The 16,593-nt window shown below is 58.6% G+C and carries 14 protein-coding genes; 3 read left to right on the forward strand and 11 right to left on the reverse strand.

The window, feature by feature from the left end:
* Nucleotides 1-25: 25 nt before the first annotated feature.
* A complete protein-coding gene (locus QCE79_RS17155) occupies nt 26-502 on the reverse strand; it encodes a flagellar brake protein (RefSeq protein WP_309846262.1) in 477 nt (158 codons plus the stop codon).
* A 221-nt stretch (nt 503-723) separates the two neighbouring features.
* Nucleotides 724-2,433: a dihydroxyacetone kinase family protein gene (locus tag QCE79_RS17160; RefSeq protein ID WP_309846265.1), complete on the reverse strand. Its 1,710-nt coding sequence runs from the start codon at nt 2,431-2,433 to the stop codon at nt 724-726.
* A gap of 150 nt (nt 2,434-2,583) precedes the next feature.
* Between QCE79_RS17160 and QCE79_RS17165 the strand changes: the two genes are divergently transcribed.
* The 3 genes from QCE79_RS17165 to QCE79_RS17175 all read left to right on the forward strand — a co-directional run bounded on the left by QCE79_RS17165 (nt 2,584) and on the right by QCE79_RS17175 (nt 4,603).
* Nucleotides 2,584-3,093 (forward strand): DUF6622 family protein, encoded by a 510-nt coding sequence (locus QCE79_RS17165; protein WP_250494892.1) that lies wholly within the window; start codon nt 2,584-2,586, stop codon nt 3,091-3,093.
* A gap of 90 nt (nt 3,094-3,183) precedes the next feature.
* Complete coding sequence (yghU, locus tag QCE79_RS17170) at nt 3,184-4,056, forward strand: glutathione-dependent disulfide-bond oxidoreductase (RefSeq protein WP_250511426.1); 873 nt, start codon at nt 3,184-3,186, stop codon at nt 4,054-4,056.
* A 94-nt stretch (nt 4,057-4,150) separates the two neighbouring features.
* On the forward strand, nt 4,151-4,603 hold the full coding sequence (locus tag QCE79_RS17175; protein WP_309846269.1) for a DUF4174 domain-containing protein: 453 nt from the start codon (nt 4,151-4,153) through the stop codon (nt 4,601-4,603).
* A 64-nt stretch (nt 4,604-4,667) separates the two neighbouring features.
* Here the strand turns inward: QCE79_RS17175 and QCE79_RS17180 are convergent, their stop codons facing one another.
* The 9 genes from QCE79_RS17180 to QCE79_RS17220 all read right to left on the reverse strand — a co-directional run bounded on the left by QCE79_RS17180 (nt 4,668) and on the right by QCE79_RS17220 (nt 16,559).
* Nucleotides 4,668-8,147 (reverse strand): ImcF-related family protein, encoded by a 3,480-nt coding sequence (locus tag QCE79_RS17180; RefSeq protein WP_309846273.1) that lies wholly within the window; start codon nt 8,145-8,147, stop codon nt 4,668-4,670.
* Nucleotides 8,144-9,415, reverse strand: coding sequence for a hypothetical protein (locus QCE79_RS17185; RefSeq protein WP_309846275.1), 1,272 nt, complete (start codon nt 9,413-9,415; stop codon nt 8,144-8,146). Before QCE79_RS17185 ends, QCE79_RS17180 begins: the two co-directional genes overlap by 4 nt.
* A 2-nt stretch (nt 9,416-9,417) precedes the next feature.
* Nucleotides 9,418-9,675, reverse strand: a complete 258-nt coding sequence (locus QCE79_RS17190; protein WP_284503508.1) for a PAAR domain-containing protein — start codon at nt 9,673-9,675, stop codon at nt 9,418-9,420.
* A gap of 67 nt (nt 9,676-9,742) precedes the next feature.
* Nucleotides 9,743-12,022, reverse strand: coding sequence for a hypothetical protein (locus tag QCE79_RS17195; RefSeq protein WP_309846279.1), 2,280 nt, complete (start codon nt 12,020-12,022; stop codon nt 9,743-9,745).
* On the reverse strand, nt 12,015-12,821 hold the full coding sequence (locus QCE79_RS17200) for a DUF3304 domain-containing protein (RefSeq protein ID WP_309846282.1): 807 nt from the start codon (nt 12,819-12,821) through the stop codon (nt 12,015-12,017). Before QCE79_RS17200 ends, QCE79_RS17195 begins: the two co-directional genes overlap by 8 nt.
* A gap of 108 nt (nt 12,822-12,929) precedes the next feature.
* Nucleotides 12,930-13,733, reverse strand: coding sequence for a DUF3304 domain-containing protein (locus QCE79_RS17205; RefSeq protein ID WP_309846582.1), 804 nt, complete (start codon nt 13,731-13,733; stop codon nt 12,930-12,932).
* Nucleotides 13,734-13,860: 127 nt separating this feature from the next.
* Complete coding sequence (locus QCE79_RS17210) at nt 13,861-14,682, reverse strand: DUF3304 domain-containing protein (protein WP_309846283.1); 822 nt, start codon at nt 14,680-14,682, stop codon at nt 13,861-13,863.
* Between the two features lie 109 nt (nt 14,683-14,791).
* Nucleotides 14,792-15,613 carry a DUF3304 domain-containing protein gene (locus tag QCE79_RS17215; protein WP_309846286.1) on the reverse strand — a complete coding sequence of 274 codons (822 nt, stop codon included), beginning with the start codon at nt 15,611-15,613 and terminating at the stop codon, nt 14,792-14,794.
* 109 nt (nt 15,614-15,722) lie between these two features.
* Complete coding sequence (locus QCE79_RS17220; RefSeq protein WP_309846291.1) at nt 15,723-16,559, reverse strand: DUF3304 domain-containing protein; 837 nt, start codon at nt 16,557-16,559, stop codon at nt 15,723-15,725.
* Nucleotides 16,560-16,593 lie beyond the last annotated feature (34 nt).

Below are 16,593 nucleotides of genomic sequence, written 5' to 3' on the forward strand. Positions count from 1 at the left end.
GCCACGCCGCCGAGCGAAAGGTTCTTTACGTCGAAGTGGAAGGCATCGCCGCTTCGTCACGCCCGTGCGCGACGAACGGATTAACGAGCGGCGTCTCGACCCGGTAATACTGCCGCCGCTGCACGTAATACAGCAGCGTGGGCATCGGCGCTTCGAACGCGGGACGGCCATCGAAAAGCACTTTTACGGCCGGCCCGGTCGTGAATTCCGTCTGGATGCCCGATGGCTGGCTGCGCAACGTCAGGGCGTCCGCGCGGGCAAGCGCGGCATTGCTGGAATCCGAGCAGCCGAGATCGAAGACAAAGCGCGCACTGCGCGAATCGACGTCAAGGACCTGCGTCACGATCTGCCCGCCTTCGAATTCCACGGTGAGAAAGTCGCCGCGCGACAGAAGGCTGCGCAGGCAAAGCGCGATCTGCAACGGATGGCGCTGCGCATAGCATTCGTCGATAAGGGTCGCGGTACGGTCGGCGTCGAGGCTCGGGAGGGTGGCGGCAATCATCTTGTTATCCGTGCGTTGTCTGGTTTTTATTAGCGCCAAGCCTCTCAGGTTGCTAGCGCTACGGTGCACACCAGACAATGCAGAGACCGTGCCAATTGCGGCGCACGGGTCGCCGATTGCCTGCAAGCCGCGCCGGGCAAGGCTCGGGCGGCATGAGGAAACCAAAGCAATGGGCGCTTGCTACGTTACGCGGACCTCGCGTTACGGCCGCGCGCGGCGGATCACCGCACGCCGATATGCGGCGCGAGCGCGCGGAGCCAGTACGTCACCGCGACCGCGCCGCCATCGGGCGAACCCACGGCGCGCTCGCCCAGATAGCTTGCGCGACCCGCCCGAGGCGTCATGCTCGCCGTGGCCTGCGCGCCCTCTTCAGCGGCCGATAAAGCCGCTTCCCAGGCGTCTCGCGCGGACTTTCCTTCGTTCAATACCGCTTCGAATGTCGCCGATGCGGGGAACAGCGCGTCGAGCATGGTGCGGTCGCCCGCCTTCGCGCCGCCCAGGTCGCTGATGGCCTGCACCGCTTCCCTGAACGCGGCGGCCCAATCGGCCGGCTTCGGTTGCGCGACTCCCGCGAGATGGCGCGACGCGCGCAAGAGCGCCGTCGCGTAGAACGGGCCGGAGCTTCCCGCTATCGCCCGGCGCAAGGACGCCCCGAGCGCGGCAAGCGCGCCGTCCGGCGTGCCGAGCGCCGATCCCGGCACGCCGAGGATCGCGTCCGCCGCGCGTTTCATGCTCGCACCGAGATCGCCGTCGCCGGCGAGGGAATCGAGTTCGGTCAGGCGCGGTTCGTTGTCGATCAGCGCACGCGCCACCGACTGAAGCGCCGGCTCGATGACCCGCGCCCGGCCGCCGTCGCTTTCCCGCGCGATTCCGTGCCCCTCCGCGACGGTATCCGCCGCCATAGCGATACGGATTTCCCGTCCGACCGCGCCGCCGCCCGGCCACGCGCGCGATTCGGTCGCGGCATCGATAAGACCGAGCGTCGCGTCATCGACACGCAACAGCGAAACGGAGCAGCCCGGCATATTGAGCGCCGACAGCAGCGTGCCCGACCATGCACGCTCGACGTGAATCTCGCGCCGCGACAGATTGTCGAAGGCGGCGCGCAACACGACATCCAGTTCCATTTGCGGCGTCGCGCCAAGGCCGTTCACGAGCAGTGCGACGCGCTCGCCGCTTTCGAGCGCGAGATCGTCGACGATATTCGTGAGCAGAACGTCGGTCAGTTGGTCGGCGGGAAGCGGCGCGGTGCGCTCCACGCCCTTTTCTCCGTGGATGCCGAGACCGAGTTCGATCTCGTCGTCGGCGAGCGTGAAGCTGGACTTTTCGACGCCCGGCAGCGTGCAGCCATCGAGCGCGACGCCCATGGTGCCGAGATTGGCCGCCGCATGGCGCGCGATCGCCGCGACCTCTTCGAGCGACGATCCGCGCGAGGCGGCCGCGCCTGTGACCTTGTGGACGAGCACGGTTCCCGCGATACCGCGCCGCTGATTGCGCGCGGCCTGTTTGCGCAGCGAGACATCGTCGGCCACGATGACCACTTCGACCGGAATGCCTTCCGCGCGCGCCAGTTCCGCCGCGAGACCGAAGTTAAGGCGGTCGCCCGTGTAGTTCTTCACGATCAGCACCGCGCCGCGCGGACCGGCACAAGCGCGGATCGCGGCGAGCACGGCATCCGTGGGCGGCGAGGTGAAGACTTCACCGCATACCGCCGCGCTCAGCATGCCCGCGCCGACATACCCGCCGTGCGCGGGTTCGTGACCGCTGCCGCCGCCCGAGATGACGGCGACCTGCCGGTCCTTCGCCTCGTGCTGCGCGCGCTGTACGAGCACGTTTTCATTGCCGAGGATGGCTAAATGCGGCGACTGCCGCGCGACGCCTTCGAGCATCTCGCGCACGACATCGGCGGGATTGTTGATGAGCTTCTTCATGGCAGTCTCCTTGACGCGTTCGAGCGATGGCGATCATGTTAAACGACCGCGCCGCGAACGCTCGCGCGCTCTCATTCTTCTCTAATTCAGCCGCTTTACGATGCCTTCATCTGCTCGACAACGAATCATCCGACTGAAGGAGAAACGAAAATGACACTGCAAATGATCGTTCATGGCACGCCGGTCTGGGTCTGGCTGCTGCTGGCTTATCTGGTTTCGCGCGGCGTGAAGGCAATGAAAGGCGGTACCACGCCGCTGTCCAAGCTGGCGATCATCCCGCTGATCTTTGCGGGCTTCGGCCTCGTGCATTTGGCTCACAATCCGCACGCGAGCCTCTTTGCGGTGAGCGCGTGGATCGTCGGGATTTTTGCGGGCATCGCGGCGGGCGTGTTCAACGCGACGCGCACGCGCTTTTCCGTCGATATGGTGGCGCGCACCGTCACGCTGCCGGGTTCGGTCGTGCCGCTCTTGCTGATCCTCGCCATCTTCGCCGCCAAGTTCTGGCTCGGCTTCGAGATGGCAACGGTGACGGATACGGCGCTCCTCGGAACCTATGCATCCATCGACGCACTCGTGTCGGGCGTCGTCGCCGGGATGTTCGCGGGACGCTTCATCACGTACTGGAAAGCGCTGCAAGCGCACCGCTTCTTGCACGCTTGAACGGCCGAGCCTCCTTCGTGTCGAGCAGGTTTTTACCCGACCTGCTAACCTCGGGCGACATTGAAAACCTGACGCGAAGGAGGCTGCAGCATGAGCGATTCACCCGAATACGTACCGCCCAAGGTCTGGACCTGGGACAAGGAAAGCGGCGGGCAGTTTGCAAGCATCAACCGTCCAATCGCGGGGCCGACGCATGACAAGGATCTACCGGTCGGCAAGCATCCGCTGCAGCTTTATTCGCTTGCCACGCCCAACGGCGTCAAGGTCACGGCGATGCTGGAGGAACTGCTCGCCGCGGGTCACAGTGGCGCGGAATACGATGCCTGGCTCATCAAGATCGGCGACGGCGACCAGTTCGGCAGCGGCTTCGTCCAAGCCAATCCCAATTCGAAGATACCCGCGCTGATTGACCACAGCGGCCCCAAGCCCGTGCGCGTGTTCGAATCCGGCGCCATCCTCCTGTATCTCGCGGACAAGTTTGGCGCATTCGTGCCGACCAGCGCGGCGGAACGCGCCGAGTGTTTCTCGTGGCTTTTCTGGCAGATGGGCAGCGCGCCGTATCTTGGCGGCGGCTTCGGTCACTTCTATGCTTATGCGCCGAGCAAGATGGAGTATCCGATCAACCGCTTCGCCATGGAGGTGAAGCGTCAGCTCGACGTGCTCGACCGGAGGCTTGCGGAGAGCCGGTACATTGCGGGCGACGAATACACCATCGCTGATATCGCCATCTTTCCGTGGTACGGCGGTCTCGTGAATGGCTGGATTTACAGTGCCGCCGAGTTTCTCGCCGTGCATGAATACGAGCATGTGCGACGTTGGGCCGATGCGATCGGCGCGCGTCCCGCCGTGCAACGCGGCCGCATGGTGAACCGGACCTTCGGCGAGCTTTCGAGCCAGTTGCATGAGCGGCATGATGCTGGCGACTTTGAAACGAAGACGCAGGACAAGCTCGCGGTTAAGTAGATTTCTGGTCAAGTGCTTGCGCACGCTTGAAAGGCTGTAACGTCGTTGGCGCGCTTCCTGCGTGCACGGAAATAAACCGCACAGGAAGCCGCTAATGAACCGCTATCTCATTCCCGCAACCGTAGCTGCAAGCCTGCTCTTGGGCGTGATCAATACCTCGCAAGCAGCCGGAAGCGCTGCAATATCTTCCATCGAACAGTACACATGGCATAAGCGTCTGCTCGTCGTTTTCGCCGATGATGTCAGTTCCGCCGCACTCGCGAAGCAACGCGCATCGGTTCAGGATGCGAGCGATGGCTACACGCAACGCGACCTGCAAGTGATCGAAGTAATTGGCAACGACGTGCAAGGCGCAAGCGATTCCGCCGATGCATTGCGTCGACGATACGGCGTCAAACCCGGCGCGTTTCGCGCGGTGCTCGTTGGCAAGGACGGCGGCGTGAAGCTCGAATCGCGCGAGCCGATTGCATCGCGCGAATTGTTCACGACCATCGACGGCATGCCGATGCGTAAGCAAGAGGCAGCGGGTAACGCGCCGAAGTCGTGATCGCCGTATGATCCATGCATGTTGAAGTCTTCTTACGCTTCGTGACCTGATCCCAGCGAAGTCGTCATTCTTTGTCCGGCAACGCGACGCCGATCTTCTGCGCGGCGGCAAGCGCGCCGGGCGGCAACGGTGGTGGCGTCCGCCCCGGCGATACAGATGCTTGCTTCGCCGCGCCTGACATAAAGATGCGCTCAGGCAGGGCGAAGTGCCGTAGCACAAGCACATCCAGCGGTCCAGCGCCCGTCTCCGCGCGAAGTTGAACCGACAGCGGCGGCGTAAGACTCTGATCCGGCGTCCACGAGAGCAGATAACGCGCGTTATCTTGTTGCGAGACCTTCGCACGTTCGAGCAGACGAATCAGCGCGAAACGCCCTTGTGCGTACATGGTCGAGCGCAAACCGCCTGCCTCCGTTTGCCATTGAAGTTGTGCGGTGTTGTCCAGGGCTTGCCCCGGCCATTCGAACGGCTCCCATTGCTCCATCTGATTGAAGTAGTGCAACTGTTGACCCGATGTCACCAGCGTCAAATCAGTGATGCCCGGCGTCGGCACGCCGCGTAGTTCATACCGCGCCCGCGCATCGCCAGAGGGAAACACGACCCTTGCTACGCGCGAGAGCTTGTTGAGCGCGACGAGAAACGCCGGATCAAGCATGAGCGTGCCTTGATTCACGCCTTGCGTGGCGACCCAGTGGTCGCCCTGACGTTCGATCACGCCCGCAAGCTGCGTCGTGACGAACTGCGCTATCACGCCGTTGTCCATGCGCATGAAGTGCGCCATATCGGGCAGCGATGCATCGTTGTCGGAGTCCGCAAACGGATAGCGGCCGCCGAAGCTGTGATTCCAGTCAGCAAGGATGGATGTGCGCCAGACTTCGTTCAGACTGGACGATGCCGGTTGCACGACCACTTGCCACGTCTGGTCAAGCGGGGCTTCGAAAAGCCGGCCGAAACCCGACCATTGTTCGCCCAAGCTCGCAGAGAGACGGCTCGCGTAATCGCGACTATCGGCGATATCGGACGTTCTACCCTGTAGCACGGCTTGAGCGGCGACGCGCGACATGCCGTCGGGGTCGGGACTGGCCATCATTTGTTGCGTCTTCAAACGCATTGCGGTGACACGCTCAAGATAGCGAGCCAAGCTCAGATCGCTCACGAGTTGCAGCGTGGTTCTGGCATTGGCGGGTGCGTTGCTTGCGAACTCGCTGCCAGTCAGACGCAGAATAGGACCGAACGCGCTTGCCAGCGGCAAAAGTGATGGCTGCATCTGCTTGGACGGGTCCTTTTCGTCCTTGCCTACAAGATGTTGCGCCTTCGAAATCAGAGCGTCCGATATTGATTGCGTCGATGCGTCCGCACTTGCCTGAAAAACGAGAGCGTTCATTAGTGCGACCAGCGGCGAGCGTTGCGGGTCGCCGAGCAGCGTCAATTGATCGACCGTGCCAGATAACGACGAAGCGTTTTGCCAGCGAATGCTGTTCAAAAACTGCTGCCACGCGCGCGCGTAGTCATCGACGTAACGTTGACGGAGTTCGGTTTTGAGCGTTGACGGCGCGGTGTTATCAAGTTTCGCGTCAGACAGCACCCAGTCGCCCGTCACCGCGCGCTGTTCGCTCGCCTCATCGATCGCCTTTGGGATGCGTTCGTCCCACGCGGCACGCGTAAAAACGCCCGGAACGGTCGCGCTCGTGTTGAACAAGCCTCGGCTTGGGTGATCGCCGAGCAAGGTTGCCAACGTCATCGGCGGATATTTCGGTTTCGTCTCGTCGAGGATCTGCTGATAGATCGCGTCTGTCGAATTCTGGATGCCGCGCACGCCGATGATCGTCTGCCGCGTCGCCGCGACAAGCGTGATGTCAGGCGCGATGGCTGACGCCGATCCGCGCTTAAGGTGCCTCGCGTAAAACCAGACAGCCTGTTGGCGCAAATCTTCCCAAGTGCCCGCCGTCACTGACGCATTCTGCGGACGCGCTGGCGCATTCGTCGTCAGCAACTGTGTGGCGATAAACGACGCGTCGGCATGCTCGGGATGGGCGAGCATCAAATACGCCTTGAGCGTGTCGTACGCGGCCTGGACCTGTGTGTTGCCACCGCTGGCGATTTCGGCATCGGACAGGGAAGCGAGTTGCTGAAGGCGAGATTCGAGTCTTGCCTTGATCGGATCGATCAGTACGCGCGAGGCGACGCTTTGATAAACCGGGGAAAGCGCTTCATAAAGAGCGGCGTCACGGTTCAGACCAAAACGAGCGAGCCACGGAGCGCCCAGCTGGCGGTGTATTTCAAGTGTGTCGAGTTGCTTGTCAAGAGCATCCAGGGCGAGCAAGGCTTGCGTCTGGTCGTGCGGCGAAGAAACCTTGCTCAACGTCGATTCAACGTCCCGCATGGTTGCGCGGTTCGACATGCCGGAGATTATCGAGCCGATAAACCATAGTACGGCGACAGCGCTTATGAGATATGCGGCCACACTCGACGACGAGAGGCCCACGCGCCTGCCGTAAGCTTTGCGACTGTGGTTCGCGATGGTTTGCCATAGCGTTCGATTCGACGCTTCGGGCACACCGGCGTGGTGGCGCGCGGCCTCGCGCGGATACTCTGTCGGTCCCGCGGGTATGTCCAGCGGTGTGAAGAAAAGCCCGCGAATAGCATCGTGCGACCGTGAAGCGCCTGTCACGAGATGCTTCAGCGATTCCCGTGCTGTGCTTATGTGCTGCGACAATTCCGCCAGATATCGATCTGCAGGGTTCTTCGACAGACGCATCACCCCGGCGTTTGCCAATTCGCCGGTGAGGTCATGTAGTGCCGAGCCGACGAAATCGGAAACCATACGCGAGTGCGACCAGGTAAGCCCGACCGGCGGCTCATCTGTATGAGACGGACTCGCCTGCAATGGCTCCGCATTCAGCAAATACACCGGAGCAGACCAGCGAAGCACGCGCGCGACACGTGCCAGCGCTTGCGAGACGCTTTGAACATCGAACATATCGTGGCCCGTCGCACGGGCGACGGTCAGTGCAACGACCGCGTCCACTGGACGGCGGCGGCGCAATCGGCGCAACGCGGCGAGATGCTGCACATCTGGGGCACTGTCTGTCTGCTTTGCGTAAAGAAGAACCGCGCCTCCCGCGCTGGCATACCCGAACTTGAAGAGCGTAGGCGCCACGCGCCGAACTACTTCCCCGTCGCCGACAACCAGGATCCAACGCTCGCGCCAACGCCAGCGCCAGCCGTGCTGCTCGACTAGCCATTGCCTGAGATCGCTGAAATCACCAACGTCAGGCTTCGTGGCCCCCTGCGCGGCGTCATCGGAAGCACCGCCGTGTTTGAGCATCCAGTCTTTCACCGCGCGATAAGCCACGGCCGCACGCGACGCTTCGCTATAACTGAGCACGAGCCATAGCACGATGAAAATAGCGCACAGTGCTGCTATGACAGCTCCACGACTGTCAGCTGAGATCCCGACCCACTGAGGCCGTACCCAGACCAGCATGCCGGGCAAGATCACGAGGGATAGCGTGGCTAAAAAGTCTAGCTTGAATTTACGAGTCATTCGTCTTTCTGCTTATTACGGCTGTTTTGCACCACAGCCATGTGAAAGTGTTCGCCGGCGCTACGGGCGACGAGTTGCGGCGCGCTCAACCGGTCCGCTCTGTTCGCCCCGCACGCTACGGCGAGCCAGTCGGCCGATCTCCCCGCTCGTCCCACCGTGCCGTCGAGATTGAATTCCGTCAGCGGATCTTCGCCTGCCTCACGCACGCCAACGTGGCTCAGGGATGAGTGCAAAGGCCCGACCGATTCGCCGTCGAATCCGGTCATCCAGACCGACTCCAACGACGGCGCGTCGGCTTTTGCCCATTGCAGCGCATGTGTGAGCGCGCTGTCGAGATGGGTCCGCGCCGAATTCAACGGGCGATGCATGTGCGCGACGGGCATGAGTCGATGCTCGGCCGCTAATCCATGCGAGGCCACGAGAAGCGCGACGCCCGCCTCGGCCTCGCCTGCGTTGGGCGCTCCATCCAACATGGTTTGAAGCGATACCGAAATCAGCAGGACCGCGTAGAGATGCAAGGCGCCACTCGTATCGTCGAGCCATTGATCGACCGTCATCAGATCAACGGGCACTGGCGTGTACGTCGTTTCCGCCTGACGCAACTCATGACGCGCCCATATGCCTTCCCAGGTCGTTTTTGCGTCTGCCTCCCCGATATAGCCCCCGATATCGAGAAAGACGCGCAGCGGAAAATCATCCGGAAGCGACCCGAGACGGTCCGCAAGTTCGCCGATAAGTTGGTCGAAGAGCCAGGACAGCAGCAGGCCGTGGCGCTCCTTGTCGTCGACGGCAAAGAGCGCGTCGTCTGGTTGGAGCCACCGCGCCGTTACCGATGCGTCCTCCATGAGCTCCGATGCCTGAGCCTCGAGTGTCAACGCGTTTTCTTCTATCTTTGTCACGAGTTTCGCTGTCTCGTCATCCGTTACGCGGATGGCCGTGGCGAGCACGGCCATCGGAATGCTTTCGCGTGCGAACAACTTTTCGTTGTACCGCTTTCGTGCCTCATTCCAGTCCTGCGCATCGAGACACTGCCTCTCGTGAATGCTGAACCGACGTGAAACGACAAACGCGGCGAGGCCCGTTGGATATAGCAAAAGGCAAGTCCAGAACAAGGGCGTCTGCATTGGTTCCGCGCGCGGCCACAACGCCATCACGCCGAAGATTCCGGCGATAGCCAGGACGAAGAAGACCACCGTCCAGACGAACCTCGATGGCGGCTCGTCCGGTTCGGCGCGTTCCGGTGGAAGGTTATCCAGGTCCAGCGCCATGCTTAGCTTTTGCCGCTGTTTGGAAGTGAGGAGATCAGACGACAACCGCATTCGCAGCGGTCGTTGTGTTGCGCGATCTCCAAACCGTTATCGAAAGCCCCTGAGGTTGCCGAAGCAATACGGTTGTCACCGTGGCGGGGACACGTGACACGATCGTGCAGGCGCGCAACCGCGCGTCCCATGAAAACGCAGGTTGCTGAACCTTGCGTGACGGCGCCGTCGCCGGTATGGCGGTCGCCTATGCGAATAATTCCTGGCATGTCTGGTCCGAGGAGGAAATAATCAAGCGGTCATGGCTTACGCAACACATGGCCATGACCGCCACGTTCAAACACGGGCGGGAGGTCGCGGCGCGGGGTTCATGCCACGGTTGATCTGCGACGCGCGGCTTGCGTTCTCTTCCGTACGCTTGCGCGCTTTGTCCTCGGCCTCGTAGTCGGTCGAGCCGAACGTATCGACTCCGCGCAACCGGAAATAAAGCGAGGAAGACAGCACATGGTCCTGCCAGCTCGTGAGCATGGTGTCGTGCACGAGAAGATCGAACAGCGCCATGACCTTGGGCGGAAGCGGGTTCTTGCCCGACAGCCCCATCTTCCACGCCTGAACCAGGCTTTGCTGCTCGGCGCTGATCATCGCGTCCATGTGTTCCTCGATAATCGATGCGCCAAACTCCGGGTCCGCGTCATAAGGCTGTTCGCCGATCTGTACACCGGCGCGCGCTTGATTCACCGCGCGGCGCATGCCGGCCAAAGCGGTGTCGCATTGGATCATGTCCGTCGACTCCGCCTGGATACGCTCCCACACGCCGACCGACGGTCTCGCTTTCTCGGCGCTGGCGTCGCGCAACGCCTCCATTTCAGCGCTCCTTGCCGCCTCCATGCGGTTCTGCGCCTTGCCTAAGGTGATCGAATCCGGCACCGGAAATTGCTTGCGCAAGGCGAGATAGGCAGCAGTCGCGTCGTTGCGCTCTTTCAGAATGGCTTCATGCTTTGCAGCCAGCGCGTCGAACTGGTTGGTGACGGTGGCACGAAATTCGGACGACGTATAGCGAACCGCCATCCAGCGTAAAAAGACCTGCATGTGATCGACGAAATTCAGACGCGCGACGTAGGGCACCATCTCACGGTAGGCCTTCATCAGTTCCCAGATCTTGTACGTGTTCTGGCCGTCAGTGATGGGGTTTGCCAAGGTGAATTTTTGGAATGTCTTAGGTTTAAACTTTGCCAAATCCTCCATGCAGTCCAATGCCCCGCCATAAGAAATTGCCTCATTCAGCATGTCGCGCAAGACGACTCGCTGAAGCTCCGCGCGCGCGCCGAGCGATCCCGGCGGTGCGCCGCCAGTAATGTCTTCGCTCGTGCCGGGATAAAGATATTGCAGGCCGCGTGTATTTTCCAGGCTGTCGAGCCGTTGATAGAAGCGTAGTTCGTGCGCGGCGGCAAAGTGAACGCAGCGCTGAACTGCCTGCGGCACGCCAAGCATTTGGTCGCCGTAATTCTGTTTGATTGCCCCGATCAAGGGCACCATGCTGATCAGCGCATTCTCCTGGACCAACGACGACACCGCGTCGAGCAAACCGACGAACACGATCTCGATAGGAATGGTGGCGCCGTTCGGGTCCTTTGGAATCTTGTATTCCAGTATGGCTTCGCTCGGATGTTTGTATGTCGCGCTCAGGTCATTCAGCAAGGCCCTCGCAAGGACGCAGCCGCGATCCGCGCCGAACACAGACACCTTGACGTGCTGGACCTTGGGCATCCTTGCCCTCGCGTCCTCAATCGCTTTCTCAAACTGGGTCTTGGCCGCCTTAAGGCGCGGCTCAACCCCGGTGCCCAAAAGCCGCGCGACCACTGAGTTGTCCCTGAGAACAGGAACCACGTCGAACGAACATTTGAACAGCTCGCCCGCCACTGCCCAGCCAACCTTCAACGGATTCTTCCTGAGATCGAAAAGGATCTGACGGCCGCTTCTCATCGCGTCCTTGGCGAGGATGCGCCCGGCCGCGCGGCCACGGTCGAGCACGGCGCCGGTCCTGAAGAAGCGCAAGACGCGTCCGGCATTGGTACGCAACGCCTTCGCCTCTTTGACGAGTCCATCGTATGCATCCACCACAGGGCGATAGGAATGCTCCTCCAAACCCTTTTTGAATCCGTCGGTAATGGCGCTCTTCGGATCGAGCTTGAGACGGTCGATGCCGGTGATTTTTTCGCCAATCTTCTTTGCGTTCGATACCTGACCTTGAGCCGCACTCAAGACCTTGCTCGTCAGCGCGGATACGATTTCGCCATCTCTGGCTTCTTTGTTGAGGTCCGTGCCCAGGCCGGAGTAGTAGAGTCGGTACCAAAACTGATTGGGGGTCTTTTCGCGGCGCCGATCCTCGTTTTCCCGATGTGCCTCCCAGAGCCGGCAGATGTTCGAATATCGCGACGTCGATACGTCATCGTGATCACGGTGTCGACCAAATCCATCAAAAAAGAATCCAATGTGAATTACCGCACCGCATGGGATGCAGTCATCGGAAGGATAAGCCTTCGTGTTGGCGCCAATCGCGTCCAGCACTTCAAGAGGCGTGCGATCTGCGGCATCGATTTTGTTCGTATTAGCCATTCTTACTTCCACTTGCGGCATGGATAAACTTGTTGCTTTTAATCTCGCGCACAACATCTACAGGCAGCTTCTGCATTGCAAGACCAAACGCTCCGGGCTTGCCCTTCGACTCCGTGACGATGCGCTGCACCGCCGCATGTTCGTCAAACCTCGGATTGACGAGCAACGTGTAGTACACGTACTGCTCAAGGTCGACAGTGTCGGTGAAGCGGTACTTCATCCAGCCTTGAACAGCCACACGCGTGGTTCGACGGTAGGCGGCAGCCCAGTCAAGATCGTCTGGGTTTGCAGCCTTGCCGTATTTCGTTTGAAACCACTCATCGACCTTTCCATAGTCAAATCGAGAGCCGCTAAAGTCATTGCGAAACTCGAATTCAACATGGTCGTCTGGATAGAAGTGCACAGCCAAGATGTCGTTGCCCGCTCGGTCAGACCTCTTCACGGGATCAAGATGAACCGTGGTTACTTTTTTGATCTCTTTTATGGGTGCGTACAGGTCCTTTACGGCCTCGTCCGCATCATAGACTTGCCACTCGACCGTGAACTCCGTTCCTTTAAGCTTGTAGCAGCAACTCAAACTTCCTGCCCCTGAACCTGGCGGCAGATCCCCACCTCCACTGGCTCGATTCCCATATTTGTCACGGACCACAAACTCCGTCAGGTTGTACGGCGTGTAATTCATACCCTCCGCGCTCAACCCGCCATACACTGGCTCAGACGAAAAAAAGTCGCAGCCCGCGAGAAAGACGGTTGCCACAAGCAAAACAAAGACGTGTTTCATCAAACTTGAAATGTTCATTCGTATGTGCATGATTGCGTTAGTTCACCATTCCACCAGATAGATAGGGCAATAGTTTCGCTTGCAACAACCGCGTTCAACCAGCGACGCCGCACGCGGTTAGCAAGATCAAATTGAATCGGCTTGGCCAACTTTGCTTCCGTTTGCCACATGATCGAATTTGTTGCTCTTGATCTCGCGCACAACATCTACAGGCAGCTTCTGCATTGCAAGACCAAACGCTCCGGGCTTGCCCTTCGACTCCATGACGATGCGCTGCACCGCCGGGTGTTCGTCAAACTTCGGATTGACGAGCAACGTGTAGTACACGTACTGCTCAAGATCGACGGAGTCGGTGAAGCGGTATTTCAGCCAGCCTTGAACAGCCACACGCGTGGTTCGACGGTAGGCGGCAGCCCAGTCAAGATCGTCTGGGTTTGCAGCCTTGCCGTACTTCGTTTTAAACCAATGATGTACTTCAGCATAGTCAAATCGAGAGCCGCTAAAGTCATTGCGAAACTCGAATTCGACATGATCGTCTGGATAGAAGTGCACAGCCAAGACGTCGTTGCCGGCTCGGTCAGACCTCTTCACAGGATCAAGATGAACCGTGGTTACTTTTTTGATCTCTTTTATGGGTGCGTACAGGTCCTTTACCGCCTCGTCCGCGTCATAGACTTGCCACTCGACCGTGAACTCCGTTCCCTTTAGCTTGTAGCAGCAGCTTATTCTTCCTTCGCCTGACCCTGGCGGCAGATCCCCGCCTCCACTGGCTCGATTCCCATATTTGTCACGGACCACAAACTGCGTCAGGTTGTACGGCGTGTAATTCATACCCTCCGCGCTCAACCCGCCATACACTGGCACAGAAGAAAAAAAGTCGCATCCCGCAAGAAAGACGGTTGCCACAAGCAAAACAAAGATGTGTTTCATCAAACTTGAAATATTCGTTCGTATGCGCATGATTGCGTTTAGTTCAACATTCCACCAGACAGATAGGGCAATACTTTCGCTTGCAACAACCGCGTTCAACCAGCGACGCCGCACGCGGTTAGCAAGATCAAATTGAATCGGCTTGGCCAACTTTGCTTCCGTTTGCCACATGATCGAATTTGTTGCTCTTGATCTCGCGCACAACATCTACAGGCAGCTTCTGCATTGCAAGACCAAACGCTCCGGGCTTGCCCTTCGACTCCATGACGATGCGCTGCACCGCCGGGTGTTCGTCAAATTTCGGATTGACGAGCAACGTGTAGTACACGTACTGCTCAAGATCGACGGAGTCGGTGAAGCGGTATTTCAGCCAGCCTTGAACAGCCACACGCGTGGTTCGACGGTAGGCGGCAGCCCAGTCAAGATCGTCTGGATTTGCAGCCTTGCCGTATTTCGTCTGAAACCACTCATCGACCTCTCCATAGTCAAATCGAGAGCCGCTAAAGTCATTGCGAAACTCGAATTCAACATGGTCGTCTGGATAGAAGTGCACAGCCAAGACGTCGTTGCCGGCTCGGTCAGACCTCTTCACAGGATCAAGATGAACCGTGGTCACTTTTTTGATCTTTTTTATGGGCGCATAGATGTCTTTAGAGAATTCTTCCATGTCATAGACTTCCCACTCGACCGTGAACTCCGTTCCCTTTAGCTTGTAACAACAACTCAAACTTCCTTCGCCTGACCCTGGCGGCAGGTCGCCGCCTCCACTGGCTCGATTCCCATATTTGTCACGGACCACAAACTCCGTCAGGTTGTACGGCGTGTAATTCATACCCTCCGCGCTCAACCCGCCATACACTGGCTCAGAAGAAAAGAAGTCGCAGCCCGCAAGAAAGACGGTTGCCACAAGCAAAACAAAGATGTGTTTCATCAAACTTGAAAGGTTCATTCGTAGGTGCATGATTGCGTTAGTTCAACATTCCACCAGATAGATAGGGCAAGCACTCTTGCTTGCAACAACCGCGTTCAACCAGCGACGCCGCACGCGGTTAGCAGGATCAAATTGAATCGGCTTGGCCAACTTTGCTTCCGTTTGCCACATGATCGAATTTGTTGCTCTTAATCTCGCGCACAACATCTACAGGCAGCTTCTGCATTGCAAGACCAAACGCTCCGGGCTTGCCCTTCGACTCCATGACGATGCGCTGCACCGCCGGGTGTTCGTCAAATTTCGGATTGACGAGCAACGTGTAGTACACGTACTGCTCAAGATCGACGGAGTCGGTGAAGCGGTATTTCAGCCAGCCTTGAACAGCCACACGCGTGGTTCGACGGTAGGCGGCAGCCCAGTCAAGATCGTCTGGGTTTGCAGCCTTGCCGTACTTCGTTTTAAACCAATGATGTACTTCAGCATAGTCAAATCGAGAGCCGCTAAAGTCATTGCGAAACTCGAATTCGACATGATCGTCTGGATAGAAGTGCACAGCCAGGACATCGTTGCCAGCTCGGTCAGACCTCTTCTCAGGATCAAGATGAACCGTGGTTACTTTTTTGATCTCTTTTATCGGTGCATAGATGTCTTTAGAGAATTCTTCCATGTCATAGACTTGCCACTCGACCGTGAACTCCGTGCCTTTGAGCTTGTAGCAGCAGCTTATTCTTCCTTCGCCTGACCCTGGCGGCAGATCCCCTCCTCCACTGGCTCGATTCCCATATTTGTCACGGACCACAAACTCCGTCAGGTTGTACGGCGTGTAGTTCATACCCTCCGCACTCAACCCGCCATACACTGGCTCAGAAGAAAAAAAGTCGCAGCCCGCAAGAAAGACGGTTGCCACAAGCAAAACAAAGATGTGTTTCATCAAACTTGAAAGGTTCATTCGTATGCGCATGATTGCGTTAGTTCACCATTCCACCAGACAGATAGGGCAAGCACTTTTGCTTGCAACAACTGCGTTCAACCAGCGACGCCGCACGCGGTTAGCAAGATCAAATTGAATCGGCTTGGCCAACTTTGCTTCCGTTTGCCACATGATCGAACTTGTTGCTCTTAATCTCGCGCACAACATCTGCAGGCAGCTTCTGCATTGCAAGACCAAACGCTCCGGGCTTGCCCTTCGACTCCATGACGATGCGCTGCACCGCCGGGTGTTCGTCAAACTTCGGATTGACAAGCAACGTGTAGTACACGTACTGCTCAAGATCGACGGAGTCGGTGAAGCGGTATTTCAGCCAGCCTTGAACAGCCACACGTGTGGTTCGACGGTAGGCGGCAGCCCAGTCAAGATCGTCTGGGTTTGCAGCCTTGCCGTATTTCGTTTGAAACCACTCATCGACCTTTCCATATTCGATTCGAGAGCCGCTAAAGTCATTGCGAAACTCGAATTCGACATGGTCGTCTGGATAGAAGTGCACAGCAAAGACGTCGTTGCCGGCTCGGTCAGACCTCTTCACAGGATCAAGATGAACCGTGGTTACTTTTTTGATCTCTTTTATCGGTGCATAGATGTCTTTAGCGAATTCTTCCATGTCATAGACTTGCCACTCGACCGTGAACTCCGTTCCCTTTAGCTTGTAACAACAACTCAAACTTCCTTCGCCTGACCCTGGCGGCAGATCCCCGCCTCCACTGGCTCGATTCCCATATTTGTCACGGACCACAAACTCCGTCAGGTTGTACGGCGTGTAGTTCATACCCTCCGCGCTCAACCCGCCATACACTGGCTCAGAAGAAAAGAAGTCGCAGCCCGCGAGAGAGACGGTTGCCAGGGCCGAAAAAAGGAAATGCCAGAACAACCTTGATAGGTTCATTCGTTTGTAGCCCATTGGCTTATCTCATCAATTCAGTGTGCGTCGCGAT

Origin of the sequence: Caballeronia sp. LZ003 (assembly GCF_031451465.1) — a bacterium.
Lineage (GTDB): Bacteria > Pseudomonadota > Gammaproteobacteria > Burkholderiales > Burkholderiaceae > Caballeronia.

Bases quoted from the DNA above. Each gene is read 5' to 3' on its own strand.
- QCE79_RS17155 (WP_309846262.1), bottom strand. From the start codon at position 502: ATGATTGCCGCCACCCTCCCGAGCCTCGACGCCGACCGTACCGCGACC.
- QCE79_RS17160 (WP_309846265.1), bottom strand. From the start codon at position 2,433: ATGAAGAAGCTCATCAACAATCCCGCCGATGTCGTGCGCGAGATGCTC.
- QCE79_RS17165 (WP_250494892.1), top strand. From the start codon at position 2,584: ATGACACTGCAAATGATCGTTCATGGCACGCCGGTCTGGGTCTGGCTG.
- yghU (WP_250511426.1), top strand. From the start codon at position 3,184: ATGAGCGATTCACCCGAATACGTACCGCCCAAGGTCTGGACCTGGGAC.
- QCE79_RS17175 (WP_309846269.1), top strand. From the start codon at position 4,151: ATGAACCGCTATCTCATTCCCGCAACCGTAGCTGCAAGCCTGCTCTTG.
- QCE79_RS17180 (WP_309846273.1), bottom strand. From the start codon at position 8,147: ATGACTCGTAAATTCAAGCTAGACTTTTTAGCCACGCTATCCCTCGTG.
- QCE79_RS17185 (WP_309846275.1), bottom strand. From the start codon at position 9,415: ATGGCGCTGGACCTGGATAACCTTCCACCGGAACGCGCCGAACCGGAC.
- QCE79_RS17190 (WP_284503508.1), bottom strand. From the start codon at position 9,675: ATGCCAGGAATTATTCGCATAGGCGACCGCCATACCGGCGACGGCGCC.
- QCE79_RS17195 (WP_309846279.1), bottom strand. From the start codon at position 12,022: ATGGCTAATACGAACAAAATCGATGCCGCAGATCGCACGCCTCTTGAA.
- QCE79_RS17200 (WP_309846282.1), bottom strand. From the start codon at position 12,821: ATGAACATTTCAAGTTTGATGAAACACGTCTTTGTTTTGCTTGTGGCA.
- QCE79_RS17205 (WP_309846582.1), bottom strand. From the start codon at position 13,733: ATGAAACACATCTTTGTTTTGCTTGTGGCAACCGTCTTTCTTGCGGGA.
- QCE79_RS17210 (WP_309846283.1), bottom strand. From the start codon at position 14,682: ATGAACCTTTCAAGTTTGATGAAACACATCTTTGTTTTGCTTGTGGCA.
- QCE79_RS17215 (WP_309846286.1), bottom strand. From the start codon at position 15,613: ATGAACCTTTCAAGTTTGATGAAACACATCTTTGTTTTGCTTGTGGCA.
- QCE79_RS17220 (WP_309846291.1), bottom strand. From the start codon at position 16,559: ATGGGCTACAAACGAATGAACCTATCAAGGTTGTTCTGGCATTTCCTT.